General features: G+C 63.4%; 15 protein-coding genes. 3 read left to right on the forward strand and 12 right to left on the reverse strand.

Annotated features, from left to right (window positions below; translation table 11 throughout):
* Position 1 precedes the first annotated feature (1 nt).
* The 9 genes from N415_RS09720 to N415_RS09760 all read right to left on the reverse strand — a co-directional run bounded on the left by N415_RS09720 (position 2) and on the right by N415_RS09760 (position 10,042).
* The gene (locus N415_RS09720) at positions 2-1,189 is read right to left on the reverse strand and encodes a cytochrome P450 (protein WP_161630289.1); all 1,188 of its coding nucleotides are present in this window, start codon (positions 1,187-1,189) and stop codon (positions 2-4) included.
* A gap of 50 nt (positions 1,190-1,239) precedes the next feature.
* The gene (locus N415_RS09725; protein WP_068180230.1) at positions 1,240-2,415 is read right to left on the reverse strand and encodes an acyl-CoA dehydrogenase family protein; all 1,176 of its coding nucleotides are present in this window, start codon (positions 2,413-2,415) and stop codon (positions 1,240-1,242) included.
* Positions 2,412-3,437: an acyl-CoA dehydrogenase family protein gene (locus N415_RS09730; RefSeq protein WP_161630290.1), complete on the reverse strand. Its 1,026-nt coding sequence runs from the start codon at positions 3,435-3,437 to the stop codon at positions 2,412-2,414. Before N415_RS09730 ends, N415_RS09725 begins: the two co-directional genes overlap by 4 nt.
* Position 3,438: 1 nt before the next feature.
* On the reverse strand, positions 3,439-4,542 hold the full coding sequence (locus tag N415_RS09735) for an amidohydrolase family protein (protein ID WP_068180233.1): 1,104 nt from the start codon (positions 4,540-4,542) through the stop codon (positions 3,439-3,441).
* Between the two features lie 2 nt (positions 4,543-4,544).
* A complete protein-coding gene (locus N415_RS09740; RefSeq protein WP_068180236.1) occupies positions 4,545-5,816 on the reverse strand; it encodes an amidohydrolase family protein in 1,272 nt (423 codons plus the stop codon).
* Between the two features lie 117 nt (positions 5,817-5,933).
* Positions 5,934-6,629 (reverse strand): TetR/AcrR family transcriptional regulator, encoded by a 696-nt coding sequence (locus N415_RS09745; RefSeq protein WP_161630291.1) that lies wholly within the window; start codon positions 6,627-6,629, stop codon positions 5,934-5,936.
* Between the two features lie 111 nt (positions 6,630-6,740).
* Positions 6,741-7,190 (reverse strand): nuclear transport factor 2 family protein, encoded by a 450-nt coding sequence (locus N415_RS09750; RefSeq protein WP_068180242.1) that lies wholly within the window; start codon positions 7,188-7,190, stop codon positions 6,741-6,743.
* Positions 7,187-8,413 (reverse strand): CoA transferase, encoded by a 1,227-nt coding sequence (locus N415_RS09755; protein ID WP_068180245.1) that lies wholly within the window; start codon positions 8,411-8,413, stop codon positions 7,187-7,189. The genes N415_RS09750 and N415_RS09755 overlap by 4 nt, the downstream gene beginning before the upstream one ends.
* Before the next feature lie 30 nt (positions 8,414-8,443).
* Positions 8,444-10,042 carry a GMC family oxidoreductase N-terminal domain-containing protein gene (locus tag N415_RS09760; protein ID WP_068180247.1) on the reverse strand — a complete coding sequence of 533 codons (1,599 nt, stop codon included), beginning with the start codon at positions 10,040-10,042 and terminating at the stop codon, positions 8,444-8,446.
* A 257-nt stretch (positions 10,043-10,299) separates the two neighbouring features.
* Between N415_RS09760 and N415_RS09765 the strand changes: the two genes are divergently transcribed.
* From N415_RS09765 to N415_RS09775, 3 genes are all read left to right on the forward strand, one after another.
* Positions 10,300-10,908 carry a TetR family transcriptional regulator gene (locus N415_RS09765; protein ID WP_068180250.1) on the forward strand — a complete coding sequence of 203 codons (609 nt, stop codon included), beginning with the start codon at positions 10,300-10,302 and terminating at the stop codon, positions 10,906-10,908.
* 286 nt (positions 10,909-11,194) lie between these two features.
* Positions 11,195-12,010, forward strand: a complete 816-nt coding sequence (locus tag N415_RS09770) for a hypothetical protein (protein WP_068180253.1) — start codon at positions 11,195-11,197, stop codon at positions 12,008-12,010.
* A gap of 232 nt (positions 12,011-12,242) precedes the next feature.
* A complete protein-coding gene (locus tag N415_RS09775; protein ID WP_239645485.1) occupies positions 12,243-12,686 on the forward strand; it encodes a nuclear transport factor 2 family protein in 444 nt (147 codons plus the stop codon).
* 541 nt (positions 12,687-13,227) lie between these two features.
* Here N415_RS09775 and N415_RS09780 read toward each other — a convergent pair.
* The 3 genes from N415_RS09780 to N415_RS09790 all read right to left on the reverse strand — a co-directional run bounded on the left by N415_RS09780 (position 13,228) and on the right by N415_RS09790 (position 16,480).
* A complete protein-coding gene (locus N415_RS09780; protein ID WP_068180256.1) occupies positions 13,228-14,028 on the reverse strand; it encodes a thioesterase family protein in 801 nt (266 codons plus the stop codon).
* A 536-nt stretch (positions 14,029-14,564) separates the two neighbouring features.
* Positions 14,565-15,149, reverse strand: coding sequence for a TetR/AcrR family transcriptional regulator (locus N415_RS09785; protein WP_161630292.1), 585 nt, complete (start codon positions 15,147-15,149; stop codon positions 14,565-14,567).
* A gap of 275 nt (positions 15,150-15,424) precedes the next feature.
* Positions 15,425-16,480, reverse strand: a complete 1,056-nt coding sequence (locus tag N415_RS09790; protein WP_068180262.1) for an NAD-dependent epimerase/dehydratase family protein — start codon at positions 16,478-16,480, stop codon at positions 15,425-15,427.
* Positions 16,481-16,510 lie beyond the last annotated feature (30 nt).

The raw sequence follows: 16,510 nt of genomic DNA on the forward strand, positions 1-16,510 counted from the left end.
CTCAGCGCGCCCAACTCAGCGGCAACGGGCGCGCCAACCGAACCGGCATGGCTTCGTAGCTGAATTTCTCACCGGGCGTCAGCTGGTAGTTCGGTATGCGCTTGTGGAACTGGTCCAGGGCCGCGCGCAATTCCATGCGCGCCAAATGACTACCCAGACAACGATGAAATCCGCTGGCGAACGAGTAGTGCGGGTTGGGCCGCCGGGTAAGGTCGACGGTCATTGGGTCCTTGAACTTCTCCGGATCCAGATTGGCCGCCGCCCACAACACGACGACCTCGGTGCCGGCCTCAACGACGGTATCGCCGATCTGAGTGTCGATAGTCGGTGTACGCACGGCGACGGGTACTGGCGTCTCCCAGCGCATCAATTCCTCGATCGCGTCCGGCCACATCTGCGGGTTCGCGACGATGCGTTGACGGTCTTCGGGATGTCGCGCCAACCACGCCAGGATGCACGACAGCGACGCGGCTACGGTGTCCAGGCCCGCGATCATCAGCAGAAAGCAAATATCCAGAATGTTTTCGCGGGTCAGCGAGTGCCCTTCGACCTCGGCGGTCATCAGACGCCCCAGCAGATCGTCGCCGGGCTCACCACTGGCCTCCCGCTCGTCCATTACCTTGTTGAAGTAGTCGTAGCAGCGTGCGCCGGCGACCTTGTACCGTGCATCACGCTGGTTGACGGTCTCCCCTTCGACATCGCGCAGCAGATCGTCCTTGTTCTGCAGGAAATAGTCGAGACGGTCCAGTGGGATCCCCATCAGTCGAAGAAAGATGGTGGACGGCAAGATCGCGCAAAACTCGCCGTAGACGTCGGCCTGGCCGCGGTCGATGAACCCGTCGATGAGCTCGTCGGCCAGCGCACGAACGTCGGCTTCCAGTGGCGCAATGACTTTCGCCGCGAAGATAGGGTCGAGCAGTTTGCGGTATTTCGTGTGTTCAGGCCGGTCGATGTCTAGCGGTATCAACGGCCGTTCGGCACCCTGGGTGTTGCCCGACGCGCCGCTACCTCGTACGTGGTGGCTGCGGGTGAGGATGTCGACGCTTTTGGCGGCACCGACGATCATGCGGTCGCCCACTGCCAGGATGGGGCACGAGCCGATGCCGGCATAAACCTCGTGCGGCTCGGGGACGGCCAGCGCTGCAGCGAAATCACCTCCAAAGCTGTTGGCGGCGACGCTGTCGGCCATCTGGTCGTCGGACTGGCCGGGAGTGGCTTCGGGCCGCGTCGTTGTGTCGGTCATTGCTTGCTCCTCCGTGGTGTACTACGCGGTAAGCCAAGGAAACGCTCGGCGATCACGTTGCGCGCGATGTCAGTGGACCCGCCGTAGATAGCGGTAGCCGGTGCGAAGCGAAAGCCCTCCTCGAACACGCCGTTACCGGCGGCGCCATCGGCTCCCCGCATCAACAGCGCCGACGGACCGACGACGTCAATGAGGTCAGAGGCAACCTCGATCAGCAGCTCCGATGACAGGATGCGGCCTGCCGGACCCGCGGCGGCCCGTGTCAACTCAACCGCCACCAACGCCTCTCCGAGCCGCTCTTGAATCGCGGGATCGTCGATCAGCACTGTCCCGCAACGCCGTTCGTCGCGTGCCCACTCGATGAACGCGTCGACGAGCTTCTCGCACTCGGCCAGGTACGGCGCCGCCGGCGCGGTTTCCTCCCCTTCCGGGCGGATGCCGTGCTCGGCGTTCAGCGGGGCGGCGACCACCGACCATCCCGCATTGACATCTCCCAGTCGCCAACGGTCATCGATCCGTACGTCCTGCAGGTAGACGAAGTTCGTCCGTTCGCCGCCGAGGGTGTTGATTGGTCTGATCTCCACCCCCGCGGTGTTCAGGGGAAGTAGGAAGACCGTGAGCCCCTTGTGGGTGGAGGCGGCCGGGTCGGTTCGCGTGAGCAGGAAGCAGTACTGACTGAATTGGGCTCCGGTGGTGAACATCTTCTGGCCGTTGATGATCCAGCCGTCACCGTCGCGCTCAGCGCGTGTACGCACAGCCGCCAGATCCGACCCACAGTCCGGTTCGGTGTAACCCAGGCAGATGCGGACGGTGCCGTCGGCGACTCGGGGCAGAATTTCGGCTTGGAGCTCAGGGGAACCGAACATGCGAATGGCGATCGGCGGCAGCAGGGTCGTGCCCGCGAGAATGTAGGGCGCGCCGCTGCCGAGGAACTCGCGCCTGACGATCTGCGCGCGCAGCGAGTCCAGCCCGGCGCCGCCCTCGGACTGCGGCCATTCCGGCGCCACCCACCCGCGCTCCCCCATGGCCACATGCAAGCCTTCGTTGAACCCGCCGCCGCGGTGACGCTCCTCATCGAGGAGTTCGGGCGTGACTCGCTCGGCGAAGAAGTCCCGCACGTCCCGCCAGAAAGCCAGCGTGTCGGCGTCGAGGTCGATGGTTCCGAAGTTCATTGCGCCGCAACCGCCTTCGATTCCGTGGTCTGTCGGGCGATCCTGCGCAACAGCGTTCGACGATCCCCCGCCAGCACCGCAAAGGCCTTGGCCCGGCGGTAGTAGAGCTGCACATCGGATTCCAGGGTGACGCCAAAGCCGCCCTGGGTGTGAATCGCCGTCGCGCCCGCCTTCTCCGCCGCATCACCAGCGCCGACGATCGCGCACAGCGCCTGCGTCCCCACCATTTCAGGTTCGTTGTCACAGAACCACGCCGCGCGCCAGACTACCCGTCGCGCGGCATCGACGGCGTTTGCCGCGTCGACCAGAGGATGAGCGATGGCCTGCAGCGCGCCGATGGGCACCCCGAACGCGATGCGATCCTTGGCGTACTGCACTCCCAAGTCGACCGCGACCTGCCCCAGACCCACCAGAGTGGCCGCAGTCAGGATGTGCCACTCACGTTCAATCGGCACCCAGTCAACCGCCGTACCGATCCGTGCGCCGTCGGCGAGGTGCCACCAACCCACCGGTGCGCCGGCAAGATTGGCCTCTAAGGCCGCCGGCGCGCCTGTGGTAACCAGAAGGTCGTCACCGTGCGGGGCGATGACGGCGGTCGCAACGGCACCCGAGGGCACCAGTCGGCGGTCTCCCTCACCCGGTGCCACCGTGGCTATCGCGCCGTCGTCGCGAAGCCGCGCCAGCAGCTCCCCACCAGGGTCGAGACGTGCCAAACCACGTGCGGCAGCCAACACTTCAGGCAGCGGAGCCGGAACGGCACGCCGGCCCGCTTCTTCGGCAACCAGAGCCAATTCGACGAGGCCGGCGCCGTCGCCGCCAGCAGATTCCGGCAGTCCCATCGAGACGATGGCGCGCTCTCGCAGTTCGTCCCATAACGCCGGGTCGAATCCGGTCGGCTCGGCGGCACGCACCCGGGACGAAGGAACCGTCTTGTCGAAGTACGCCCGGAAAGACTCGCGCAGTGCGCCCTGCTCGTCGTCGAGGCGAAAGTCGTAGCGGCGCAGCTGATAGCCGCCCACCACGTCAGGGATTGTCCTTGAGGACACTGTCGTCGAACCCGAAGAGGCGGTGCGCATTTCCTCCGACGATCGCACGGGCGCTGTCGATGTCGACTCCCTGGAAAAGTCGATCCAGCACTTGCAGAGACTCCGGATAGGTGCTCTCGGGATGGGGATAGTCATTGCCCCACAACAGGCAGTCGGCCCCGGTGTCGGCGAGGTTGGTGATAGCGACCGGGTCGTCCTGGAAGGTCGAGTGAATCTGATGCCGAATATAGTGGCTGGGCAATTCCTTCAGCTTCGGCTTGGTCCAGCCGATCTCGTCATGCGCCTGGTAGTAGTAGTCGAGCGTCTGCATGGCCCATGAAATCCAGCCACCGTTGCACTCCACGAACACCGCGTGCAGCTCTGGGTGGCGCTCTAGGATGCCGCTGCAACTCAGTAACGCGGCCGCACGCGGCGCCATCGACTGGGTGGCAAGCAGATTGGCGGTGCCACTGCCCCAACCTCGGTAAAAGATCATGTCATGGCCGCTGCCCTGGTGCATGACCACGGGCTTGCCGGTGGCCGCGATGACACTCCACATGGGCTCCCAGTCACGCGAATTCCACTCGGGCTTACCGACCAGGGGAAGCAGCGAGGCGCCCACCGAGGGATCGCCGGCTACGCGTTCGATTTCCGCGATGGCCATGTCGGGGTCCCAGGTGGGGATCATCATCGCCAGCTTGATGCGATCATGACCACCGATTTGCTCGCGTATCCAGTCGTTATAGACCTGGCACACCGCCTGTCCAGCCAGCGGATTGGCGATATTCCAGGCGTACAACCCGATGGTGGGGAACACGATCTCACCATTGATGTGGTCGGTTCGCATCATGTCCAGACGTACCTCGGGTGCCGCGGCGGCGATCCGCGCGGCCTCCTTGGCCGCGGACTCCTCGGCCGATAATTCGCTCCACCCGATGGGGTTGTTGTTGATCACCAGGCTCCAGCCGCCCTCGGCGTTCGCTTGGATGCGACGCGGAGCGAAATCCCGCAGATCGTCGCTGAGCCGCTGATACCACAGGTCGTGCGGCTCATCGACGTGGGCGTCCGCCGAGATTTTCGGAAGCTCGATTGTGCTTGCCACGGTTAGACTTTCACCGCCTGCTTGCCCGTTGCCTCGGCACGGGCCCGATATTCCGCTTTGCTCACCGTCGAAATGTCGACGTCCGTCGCCCGCGCCCGCAGGGCGCCGACCGTCGCCTCCTGTTTCGGGGTGTGCTTAAACGGATCGAAATCGAAGAATCGGCAACTGTTTTCGAACGTGATCTTGTTGATTTCCACGTCGGTTGCCTTTGCGGCTTGGAATTCACCCCAGAGCAGTTCGGGCGAGCGCGGCCAGGTCGAGTCGGTGTGCGGGTAGTCGCACTCCCACGCAATGTTGTCGATGCCGATCTCGTTGCGCAGCTTCACCCCTGCGGGATCGGTGATGAAACAGGCCATTATCTGGTCCCGGAAGATTTGGCTCGGCTTGCGCGCAGACCAGTCCTGGCCGAGCCAGAGCTGGTTGGAGACATGCCGATCGGCGCGCTCCAGGTAGTAGGGAATCCAACCAATTCCACCCTCGGACAACGCCACTTTGAGGTCGGGGAACTTACGCAGCGTCCGACCGAACATGATGTCCTGCAGCGCCATCAGACTCAGCTGCGTCGGCAGAATGATGTGGTGGTCCAAAGGAGCGTCCGGAGCCAGAGTGATCAGGCTGCCACTGGCGCCGATATGCATGCAGAGCACGCTGCCGGTCTCCGACATGGCGGTCAGCATCGGATCCCAGTACTCGGTGTGGAAGCTGGGAAAACCGAACGCGTGCGGCGCTTCGAGGAAACTGATCGCCCGGCACCCCTTGGCCGCCAGACGGCGAACCTCGGCAGCACAGAGTTCTGGATCCCACATGGGCACGATGCCGATCGGAATGAACCGTCCAGGGTGCGAACCGCACCACTCATCCAGATGCCAGTCGTTGTAAGCCTTCAGCATGATCAGCGCCAGATCCTTGTCCTGCGCCTCGCAGAACGTGCGCGCGTTGAAGCCGGCCATGGTGGGGAAGTTCATCGAGGCCAGCACCCCGTTGACATCCATGTCTCGGACCCGCAGATCGACGTCGTAGCAGCCGGGCCGGATCTCGTCGAAAACTCCCGGGTTGAAACCCCATTCCTCCTTCGGCCAGGTGACCACCGCGCACATGCCGAACGGCGTCGACGTTTCGATGCCCTGGAACACCCAGCGATCGATGCCCTCGGGGCTGCGTTCGACTTTGGGCGCGTCGTCCGCCCAGCGCTGTGGGACGTGGCCGTCGAAGAGGTCCGGCGGTTCGATCACATGGTCGTCGATGCTCACCAAAATCATGTCGTCGAGATTCACGGCCGCTTCCTTACATGTATTTGATTCGCCGTATTCACTGCAGAAGAACGGTGTTCTCAGCTGTGAGGCTAATGGACGCCCGTCCGCGTGGCAATGACGATTTCTACCGCGTACAGCTCAGTGGGGTCCGAAGGTGAATGCCGACGCCAGGAATGTCCATACCCGCTCGGCGGTGACGCTGTTGCCTCCCACTTCGAAGCCCAACACCCGCGCCTGCATCATCTCCATCATCAGGTGGCTGAGGATCGACGCCGTCGTTGAATCATCGAGGTCTGGGCCGCGCATCCCGGCCTCCCGGCATCGCCCGAGCAGTTCGGTCAGCGCCGCGTGTTGGGGCTCCAACAGGATGGCCAGTTCCGTCGGCCGGGTCTCCGAGAGCCGTTGGTGATAGACGACCAGGGAGCGCTGCAGGTTCGGCGAGGTCTGCTCCAGGACGATCCACTCGGCCTCCATGAAAGCGCGCAGGCGGTCCAGGGGGTTGGATCCGGCGTTGGCTACGGCCTGCAGCTGCCGCTCCAGCCCGCCGAGCGTCGCCTCTTCGTAGATAGCGAGGAACAAGTCGTCCAGTCCCTCGAACGACTGGTAAAAGGACCGCAGCGACATCCCGGATCGGTCGACGACTTTACGCACCGACAGATTGTCCGACCCGCCTTCGCTGAGCAGGTCGAGCGCAATCTTCAGGAACCGATCACTGCGGCCCTCGGCCTTTTTGCGCACCTCACGGGTGGCCCGCTCGGCCGAGCGTTGACGCCACCGCGGAGCCGACCGCGGACTTTCGACAAGCCACTCCTGTGGCGGGGCGTCGTCAGCCACGCTCGCAGTGTAGAGGTTTGCCCGAGCGGTTTCCCGAGACTCATCGGCGCGGCGGGTGGAGCGCCGCTTGGAGACGGAAGAAACAGTTGTGGTCTTCATCGACACACCTGTTCACACGGCGGTGGATTGGTTTGCTGGACGAGCCAATGTCTGTATGCGCCTCGTGGTGATCCGCCACGCACCGTCCGCTCCTCGCCGCAACGTGTCGTGGTAGTGGCCGGCCAGGGCGACAACGGTGCGTCCGCCAGCACCGCTGCGGTCGATCATCGCCCACCCGCTGACCGCGGTCGCGCTGCCGCCGTCGACGCTGATCTGCGGGTTGACCAAGACATGCAGGGTGCCTGGCCGGTCGGTCCTGGACAGTTGACCCCATACCGGTTCCAGCGCCGCGCGGCCTTCGAAGGTCCGGCCCATCATGGTGATCGAGCAGTCATCGTCGAACAGATCGAGGAGTTCGTCGCCCGCGCCGCAGTCCAGCAGCGCACAGTATTGTTCGAGCGCCCGCCGTACTCCCATTTCGGCGATCAGCGACTCATCCGCGGACGCGTTGATAGTGGTCACGCGATGACCCCCTTGACCTTCAAATCGACGACGGTGTCCCAGTCGATGCCGAGGTCTTCGGTGAGGATGACATCACCGTGTTCGTTGAATTCCGGCGCGCGCCGCGTCGGGGAGGGCGATCCGTCGAATTGCACCGGGGTGGCCACCAGCGGATGCTTCTCCCCGGTCGCGGATTCAGCGTCGACGATGTAGCCATTGGCGACGACCTGGGGATCCGAGGTGACCTCGATCGGGTCCTGCACCGGTGCCCACTGCCCGCGGAAGTCGGCCAGTCGCGTCTTCCATTCGGCCAGGCTGGATTGTGCGAAACGCGCCGCCAGAACGGCCTTGGCGTCGCCGGTGTGTGCAGCGAACGCTTCGGGTTCAGAGAATCTTTCGTCGTCGATGAGGTCTGCCAAACCGGTCACCCGGCACGTTTCCGGCCAATAGTGGAAGCCCTGCAGGCAGGACAGCTGTATCCACCTGTCATCGGACGTGCGGTAGGTCGCCGTCAACGGGTTGCCCACGTCGGCGCCGACCGGCATCTGGCCCCAGGGGTGGTTGAGCTCGTGGGATAACGCGATGCCAGCGCCCATCGCCCACATTCCCGTGGCCAGCAACGAGACGTCGACGACTGGGGCCTCGCCGGTGCGTTCCCGGTGTAGCAGGGCCGCCGAGATGCCCCCGGCGATCGTCATCGCACCGATCGAGTCCCCGTAGGCGGGTGCGGGTTGAGAGGGGAAGGTGTCAACTTCGACGGGCTTGGCGCCATAAGCCGCGCCGGACCGGCACCAGTAGCCAAGGATGTCGTAGCCACCGCGATCGGCATCGGGCCCCCGTGATCCATACCCCGAACCACGGACGTAGACAATGTTGGGGTTGACGGCCCGGATGTCGTCGACGTCGATGCGTAACTTTGCCCGAACGGCGGGCAGTTTGTTGGTCAGGAATACGTCGCAGGTGGCGGCGAGCTGGTAAACGATGTCGACGCCTTCTTGAACCGACAGGTCCAGGGCAAGGCTTCGTTTGCCGCGATTGGAGTGGTGCAACAGCGGATGCCAGCGGTCGCTTCCACCGAGGCCCAGACCGCCGGTGGACATGATTCCGCGCATGGCATCACCACGTTCGACGGGTTCGATCTTGATGACGTCGGCACCCCAGTCCGAAAGGATGGCAGAGGCGGCTGGAACGAATGTGTGCTCAGCTACCTCAAGGATGCGAATTCCGCGCATTACTTCCGTCACTGCAGTCGGTTCCTATCTTGTCGGTGCGGGTCAGCGATCGGCCAAGATGAATTCGGCGGCGCGCCACGCCATCGCCATCACGGGACCGTTGAGGTTGCCCGCGACCATGGTCGGCATGATCGAGACGTCCACGACACGCAAGCCCACAACGCCGCGCACTCGCAGCCGGGCGTCGAGCGGGTCGGTTTCGGCAGGCCCCATGGCGCACGCACCCGACGCGTGGTAGCCACAGCCCCCGTACAGCATTGCTGCGCGCAGGATGCTCTCGTCGTCCTGCACGGCCCCGCCCGGCTCGATCTCGCTGAACAGCATGTCGGCGATGGGATATTGCTCCACGATGTCGCGCATCCGGCGAAACATCGCGGTGGACACGCGCCGGTCATAGTCAGTCTCGAGGTAAGCGACCTCCACCCGGGGAGGCACGGCAGGATCTGCCGAGCGGATGCGCACCGAACCTTCGCTGGTCGGGCGGAGCACAAATCCGAGCAAAGTCAGACCAGGCCGGCTCTCCAGCCCGCCGTCGGCGGGTCCGACGCCGAGACTGAACGGGGTCATCAGCACCTGAGCATCCGGGCGGTCGGCTGAGGCGTCGGCGCGCAGGAACGTGAGCATGTCATAGGCGGGCGTGGCGACGGGACCGGTGCGCGACATCAGGTATTTCAGGCCAGCCCGGGCCTGCCCGGACCGCGTCGAGAGAATCCGGTTGTAACCCTTGTTCTCCTTGAGCCGCATCTGCAGGGAAACGCATCGGTGCTCGTGCAATCCTTCGCCGACCCCCGGGCTGTCCACCCGAACTTCGACACCGGCGGCGGCCAACACATCGCGGGGTCCGATTCCCGACAGTTGGAGCAGCTTGGGGGTGGCCAGGCTGCCGGCACACAAGATCACTTCGCGACGGGCCTGCACTTCGGCGGGCCGGCCGTGCTTGTCGATCACCGCGACGCCAACCGCGCGGTCGCCATCAAAGAGGAGCCTGGAGGCGGTGGTCCGTAACAGAACCGTGAGATTGGCGCGTTTGCGGGCCGGGTGCAGGAAAGCCTTCGCTGAGCTGACGCGTCGCCCCTTGAACATGGTGGCCGGCGCGTAGCCGGTGCGTTCGTCGTCAAACGCGTTGATGTCATCGACCCGCTTGATGCCCAGCGCGCTGGCCGAATCCATCAGCGCTTCCGACACTTCCTCACCGGTTTGGTTGATGCTCACCGACAGCGGCCCACCAGCGCCGCGGGTGTCGGACTCGCCCAGGCTGTGGTCTTCGATGGTGCGAAAGATCCGCAGCATCTCCGTCCAGTCCCAGCCCGGGTTCCCGGCCGCGGTGATGCCGTCGTAGTCGGCAGGGCATCCGCGGTTGTATACGAGCCCGTTCAGCGAGCTGGAGCCGCCCAGGAGCTTGCCGCGAACCCAGTGTTCGACCTGGTCGTCGGGCCCGAAGGGCTCGGTGTCGTACTCCCAGAGGTAACGGGGGTTCTTCAGCAAGAACGCGAAACCTTTGGGCATCGAGACGGCGGGGTTGCGGTCGGAGCCGCCGGACTCGACCAGAAGGACGGAGTTCGACCGATCCGCACTCAGCCGGTCGGCGAGAACGCAGCCGGCCGATCCCGCTCCCACCACGATGTAGTCGTAGGCAGTCATGGGCCTCCTTGCCCCGGGGGATGGATGTATTCAGCCGGTGAGAACACCGTTCTCGCACGGAGAGTACACAGATTTCCCTACCTTGTACAAGTTGCACTCAGAGTCGGCTCAGCAGTAGGTGGTGCTGCTTATCGCGTCGAGCACCGCCACTCGCTTCGTCTGTCGCGTATCGTCGCGGCGTGGCCGACACTCCAGTCACGTCGTCGCCGAATGGGTCGCCCGCGGGCGGGCCAGCCGACGCTGTCGGATGTGAGACCTTGGACCAGAACCGGCACGATCCGAGTCGCCGGCGGAGCGCGATTCTCAACAGCGCAGAGCTGGAATTCGCTAGACACGGGTACGACCGCGCAAAAGTTGCGGCGGTCGCGAAGCGTGCCGAGTACCCGCTATCGGTGGTCTACAGGACTTTTCCGGGCGGCAAGATCCAGATTTGGAACGAGTTGAACGACGATCGTTTTGACGAACTCGTGAAATTCGTTCTGCCGAGCGCGGGCGACGAAATGCCCCCGGCGAGACGCATGATCGACAGTATCCGGGCGGCATACATTTTCATGTGCAGACATCCGAACTTCTTGGAGCTGCACTTGCGAGAAGGCTTTAGCTGGGCGACCGCGACTGATTCCGGGCGAGGAAGCCAGCGTCGATCGTGGGCCGCCGCGGTCGACATCTTCGTCGATATGGCTGCTGCCGACGGCGGTGCCGCCACATCGGCTCATTTCTCAGCCACCCGCATTGCGCGACTGGCAATCTCCATCGTTCAGGTTTGGCTCTACGAGTGGTGGCACGGTCCGCGCGACAGCGCCATTGAGGAGGATGCCGAGCGGCTGGTGTCCTTCTTGTCGTTGTGGCTCCGCGACGAGGATTGATGGCGATTGCGCCGCGTAACGGCGCGCGTGTGTCGCTCAGGTAACGCTTCGGCCACGGCTTAACTCGCCCTCAGCGAACGGATCAAGCCCGCGCCATCAGGTCCTGCGTGGCAGTCGCGAAGGCCCGTCGGGCACAAAACCTTGACCTGTGCGCCACGGCAATTATCATTCTGCCCTAGACAGAATGGCTGTTCTGTCTAGGGCTCCGGACAGATCGTGCTCCGCGCAGCCGGTACTGCCGTGCGGTCGCTCCTACCCGTCCGCGTGACATTCGAGAGGACTCTCAATGATTGAGCATCACGACTTCACCAAACCGTGGGCGCAAAACAGAAGAAGGGTGTACCGCTGGGTTGCCGCGGTGATGACAGCGGGCTACATAGTCACCGCGGCCGGCACCGGTCTCAAGATATTTCCCACCACGCCGATCACCGGTCTCGTTGCCTGCATCATCTTCACGAATGCGATTTTCGTCGCGTTTTGGGCGTGCTGGTTCCTTGAAGGCCCCGGCAAGAAGCGAACGACGCTGGAAAAGGCAGACGAGTTCACGATGATCTGGGCCTGTGTTGCAGCGGTCGGCAGTGAGATGACCTGGGAGCTACCCTGGCTCGTTGCCGACGCCCTAGGTCGTGCCCACATCACGCCGCACGACCGATGGGTCTACATCTGGTACTACTACGCCCGCGTGGATGAGCGGTATCTGATCAGCGACGGCGCGCTATGGGGCATGGAGGCGGTCGTCATCCTTGCGGCGGTACTGCTGCTGGTTCAATGGTTCCGCTTGCGCAGCGCGCCGACCCACGATCCCAAGCGCATCAGCGCTCTGTGGTGGTCGCTGCTGGCGATGGTCGTCATGCTCACCATCTTCGTGGTTTATTACGCCGCTGAAGTCCGGCACGGCTTCGCCAACGTTCAACGCGGATTCTGGGACATCACGGTCATCTTTGTTTACGAAAATCTCCCCTGGTTGGCGGCCCCCATCATCAGCATCCCCCTTACCGCCAAGCAGCTGGCCTACCTCTATCGGGAGCAAGGTCGTCGCACCGCTCTGGCAGAAGAAGGCGCCCTTGCCGACGACCGTGCAGACGTCAGGAGTCTCGTTTAACAATCCCCGATTCTGGCCGAGGGCGACACGATGGTGCCGCCCTCGGCCGACTGTTCTCTACCGAAATGGATGGTCTGCAGCCTTTCAGCCAAATCAGCAACCTTGCGCGACGGCGCTGACGCATGCATCAGCGCGCACACCGGTAAAGCGGCAGCTTGTGTTTAAGTCGCGCCGTCAATGCAACGCTTTGCGTAGTGGCACGGCCTGGACAACACTTGAGGAGGTAGGAAGTTTGACGATCTTCAAGCAGGAAATCAAAGCCGCGATGACACCCGACATGACAACCGACTCCGCGCTGCGACGCAGTCGCGAGGAGTTGGTGCTGCGCCATGTCGCCGCCGAGAATGCGCACGACATCGACGCAGCAATGGCCACATTCACCCACCCCCGCTACGAAATCATGCCTACCGGAATGGTGTTCGACGGCGCTGAATCCGTCCGTACCATGCTGTTGCAGCAGTGGGCACAGCTGCCGATGCTGCAGTACTCAGCCGAGGCTATCTACCACGGCGAGCACGGCTTGGTCGTCGAGACGCGCACTACCGCGCCCGGTAGGTCGATAGACATGCTGAGCATGAATCTGTTCGGCTTCCGAGGAGCGGACCTTGTCCTCGAACGCTGCTACTTCGATCAGTCGCTGCTGGCCGCACAACTTGAGGCCTTGGCACCTGACTAGCAGGGCGAAGGCACCACGCGCCGGGGATGAGCCTGGCCCCGGTCAGGATCGGCGGCCGCCAGCAGCCGCGGCTCCCGATCGGGGGCCTACTGCTGCATGGAGGCCTCGGCCGGCACTCCCACCGGCCGCAGGCCCAGGGAACGGTCGTCTGTGCCGTACACCGGCGTCTCGGTGAATTTGAATCGTCTGCGCCGCAAGGCACTCGGCCCGTCCACCTACCGGGCTGGGTTGCGCGGGTACAGTCAGCCAACAGCTGGCCATCGACGTAGGAATTTGACGGGACTCTTCGAACGCCGGGGTTCGCGTCCGAATATCAGGTCCGCGCTCAGACCGTGCTCGGGACATCGGCGGTGACCCGGTTGACCCGAAACGGCTCGATGATCTCAATCGAGATCGACCCAACCCGGGTGAGCATGCGATCCAAGGGAGGCGCGACCCCAAGCGAACACCGACGTTGGGGCGTGCGCATGCTGGGACCGTTAGCGCATTCGCTGTCGCGCCGTCGGATACACGAATGAGAGGTGCTCTGAACCTTTACGGATTAGAGCGCTCCGCCGCGAAAAGTGGTGTTCGCCGCCGCAGTCGTCACACCGGTGCCAATGGGTCCCTCGGCGTCGAAGAGGGTGGCAGCCCCCACCCCGACACCAGCAGCGCTGTGGTGAGTGAGGCCGGCGAGGCCGACGAATGACCCCTTCGGAAGTCGACACAGGGTCAGTGTGTAATCAGCGTTGATGAAGCCAAGACCTGTTCGCGTGAAGCCTGTCATCGACGCCGTTACATCGACTGCCATCGCAGCGCGGATGAACGGGGTGAGCTCTTCATCGCCGACGAGAGAACGGATTTCGCGGATCCATGCCTGACGGAGACCATCCTGCTGCCAGGGGAGTTGACCCGACATCTCGACACCATCGTTGTACGGCACGATCTGCATAGGTACACCCTTCGGCAAAGCAGTAAGCTCTTCCGGCAGCGGCGGCATCGACCGCGTTGGTGTCCACGGAATCTCTTGAGGCTGCTCACTTTGCCGCAGGAAAAGCGTAGCCGCCCGGGCAACGAGTTCGCCGTCTTGCGTCATAACTGCATCGACGGCTTGCATGCGACGTCCGGAACGGACCACACTGGCTTCGACCCGCACGGGCGCCAGCGCGACCCGGCGCAGGATGTCAACGGTGAAACGTGCCGGGATCAGGGTCTCGTCGGCGCGTTCCGATTCCACGGCACGGGCAAGCAACCCACCTATCGCGTGACCGCCGACAGTGGGTCCCCATCCGCCGCGCGCGACGTCGCTTGGCACGAACGTTTTGCCATTCTCGGTGAAATACGGCTCCTGTGGCGATGCCATAGTGCGTCCCCTCCCCTGGCCTGTCGCCAGGGTATTTCGGCCAGCGCGGGCTCGGCCTACCTCGTTAGCTTCTTAACCCCAAGTGCCGCACGGCCAGCTCCTGTTGCACGCGGAGTTGATTTAAGGGCGAGCCTGGCCTTGCTGCAGGATACAGGCGGTGCGACGGCCTGTTTACACCACGCCCACAATGGGTCCTCGGTCAGCTTGGAACCCTTGGCGTTCAAGCGAAACGCCAATCTGAATCGCTGGGTTAAGCGTGGGTTCAGCAATGTCGTTCGGTGCGCCGCGGTCATGTCCGTTTGGACCAGGCCTGCTGTCAACGGCGGCCGAAAATTGACAGTGATTATTGCTCCGGAGCTTGGTGGCGGGCCTGGCCCGAAAATCTGATCGGTGCCGGATGGCTGCCTGCATTTGAGTGGGATGTGCAGATCCGTCCCCGAGCCCATGCACCCGCTGAGGGCGTGCTTGGGGCGATTTCTTCGGTAGCGGGACTGCCGCTGGACAAGCCAGGCCCCCTGTGCTCGTGTTGGCGGGTACTACCAGATCATTGGCGCGAAGAATTTTTGGGCAAATTGCCGGGCGGCTGCAGGATCGTCGGCGTCAAGGATCGCCGACGGGCTGTTCATCAGAGAAGTGGTGAGGCGGATCATCAACTCGACGACGATCCGCAGGTCAGCGGGAGGCATTTTCGCGCCGGCATTAATCGCTTGCGCCACAGCGAGTTCGACGGCTCGGTCCAGCACTGCGGACATACCCGGACCGAAGAATCCCAGCAGCGCGGCCAAGGTGTCGGGCTCGGCGACCATCAGTTGGTGAAGCACGGGATTGGAGGTGGTTTCTCGGACCGCGATACAGAACACTTCGACGACTAGCTGCTTGGCTGTCATCCCGGTCGTATGGTGCTGGAGTTCGGCGAAGATTGATTCGGTCAGTCGGCCGACGACTGCGTACAGCAACTCTTCTTTGGTAGGAAAACGGCGGTAGAGCGTGCTGCGGCTGACGTTGGCTCGGCGCGCGACGGCATTAAGATTTGATCGGCGCACCCCGACACGACCGAATTCCTCGGTAGCAGCGGCGAGAATGGCCTCCTCTTGCTCCTGCGGACTTGCCGTTGTCCGCAACTGTCGGGCCAGAATTGCCTCCTATCGTGCCAACGCAATTACCAGACGTCGAGATCTTAGCGAACGGCCTTGGCATTGCCGGGCTGCCGCGGCTTGCGCCGTGGCGTCGACACGACCGGCCGGACTACGGCAGCGGTAAGTGCCAGTGTAATTTTGGCAGCCAGGTACGGCCGCGGATAACGCACGAGGTCGACCCGCTTTGGCCGTCGATGCAGTGGCCTGGGATACGCCGCCGCACCGTCTGCTCCGGCGCAAGCGCCACTGTCACAATACCGTTAGCCCGCTTGATGTTTCATCGTCTTGAACATATCGGTGTAGTAAAGGAGACTGCTGGCAAGGCCCTGTTCTCGGGTGAACATTGGTTCATAGCCCAGATCGCGGCGGGCTTTATCGATCGAGTAATAGTTGTCGACGCAAAGCCGCGTCACTATTTGAGGTTCCAGCGGGGGCGCGGTCACGCCAAGCCGGAAATGCAACCACTGCCACCACGTCATCACCGCGCGAACCAGTCCGCCCGGCACACGCAGCCGGGGCCAATGCTGCCCGCATGCTTCGACGACCGGGCGCGCGAACTCGAAGACATTGACTGGCTCGCCATCGGTGATGAAATACGCCTGCCCAGATGCCCGGCCATTTGGACCGAGCTGATTGGCGGCCAGGATTTCAGCGTGCACCAAGTTCCCAATGTAGGTGTAATCCATGACAGTTTTGCGGCTGCCGATCAAAGCGCGAACTTGCCCGGAGGCGACCGCTTCGAGGAGTTTGCGGAACATCGTCTGGTCGCCGGGCCCCCAGATCCCGCTGGGACGCACTGCGCAGGTAAGCAGGCCTCCAGAACCATTGTGCTGCAGTACCAATCGCTCGGCGACAACCTTGGTCTCGGTGTACAGGTCAGCGAAACGCGTGGTGTATGGCAAACTTTCGTTACCTCCCACGATGGGCTCGTCTCCCATTACCACAGTGTTACTCGAGGTGTACACGAGTCGGCTGACTCCCGCGTCGCGCGCATGACTGACCAATGATTGGGTTGCTTCGACGTTGACTGCGAAGCTGTGTTCCCGGTACTGCGATGTGGCCGCCCTGCCGCCGAGCAGGCAGATGACCGCGGCCGTGTGAAACACCGTGTCGATCCCGTCGACAACCTCAGCGACTACGCGCGGATCGCAGATGTCGCCGATCGCGACCTCGATCCGCGAGTCGGCATCGGGGTTGCGCGTCAGGTCCAGCGAGCGGACCTGGTGGCCTTGGGCAAGAAGCTCCAAGATCAAGTTCCGGCCCACAAAGCCCGAACCTCCGGTCACCAAGACTCGGCCTAGTCCTGCATCGCCCACTTTATTGCGACTCCGTGCGCCCCGCGATCG

Origin of the sequence: Mycobacterium sp. UM_CSW (assembly GCF_000455205.1) — a bacterium.
Classification (GTDB): Bacteria; Actinomycetota; Actinomycetes; order Mycobacteriales; family Mycobacteriaceae; genus Mycobacterium.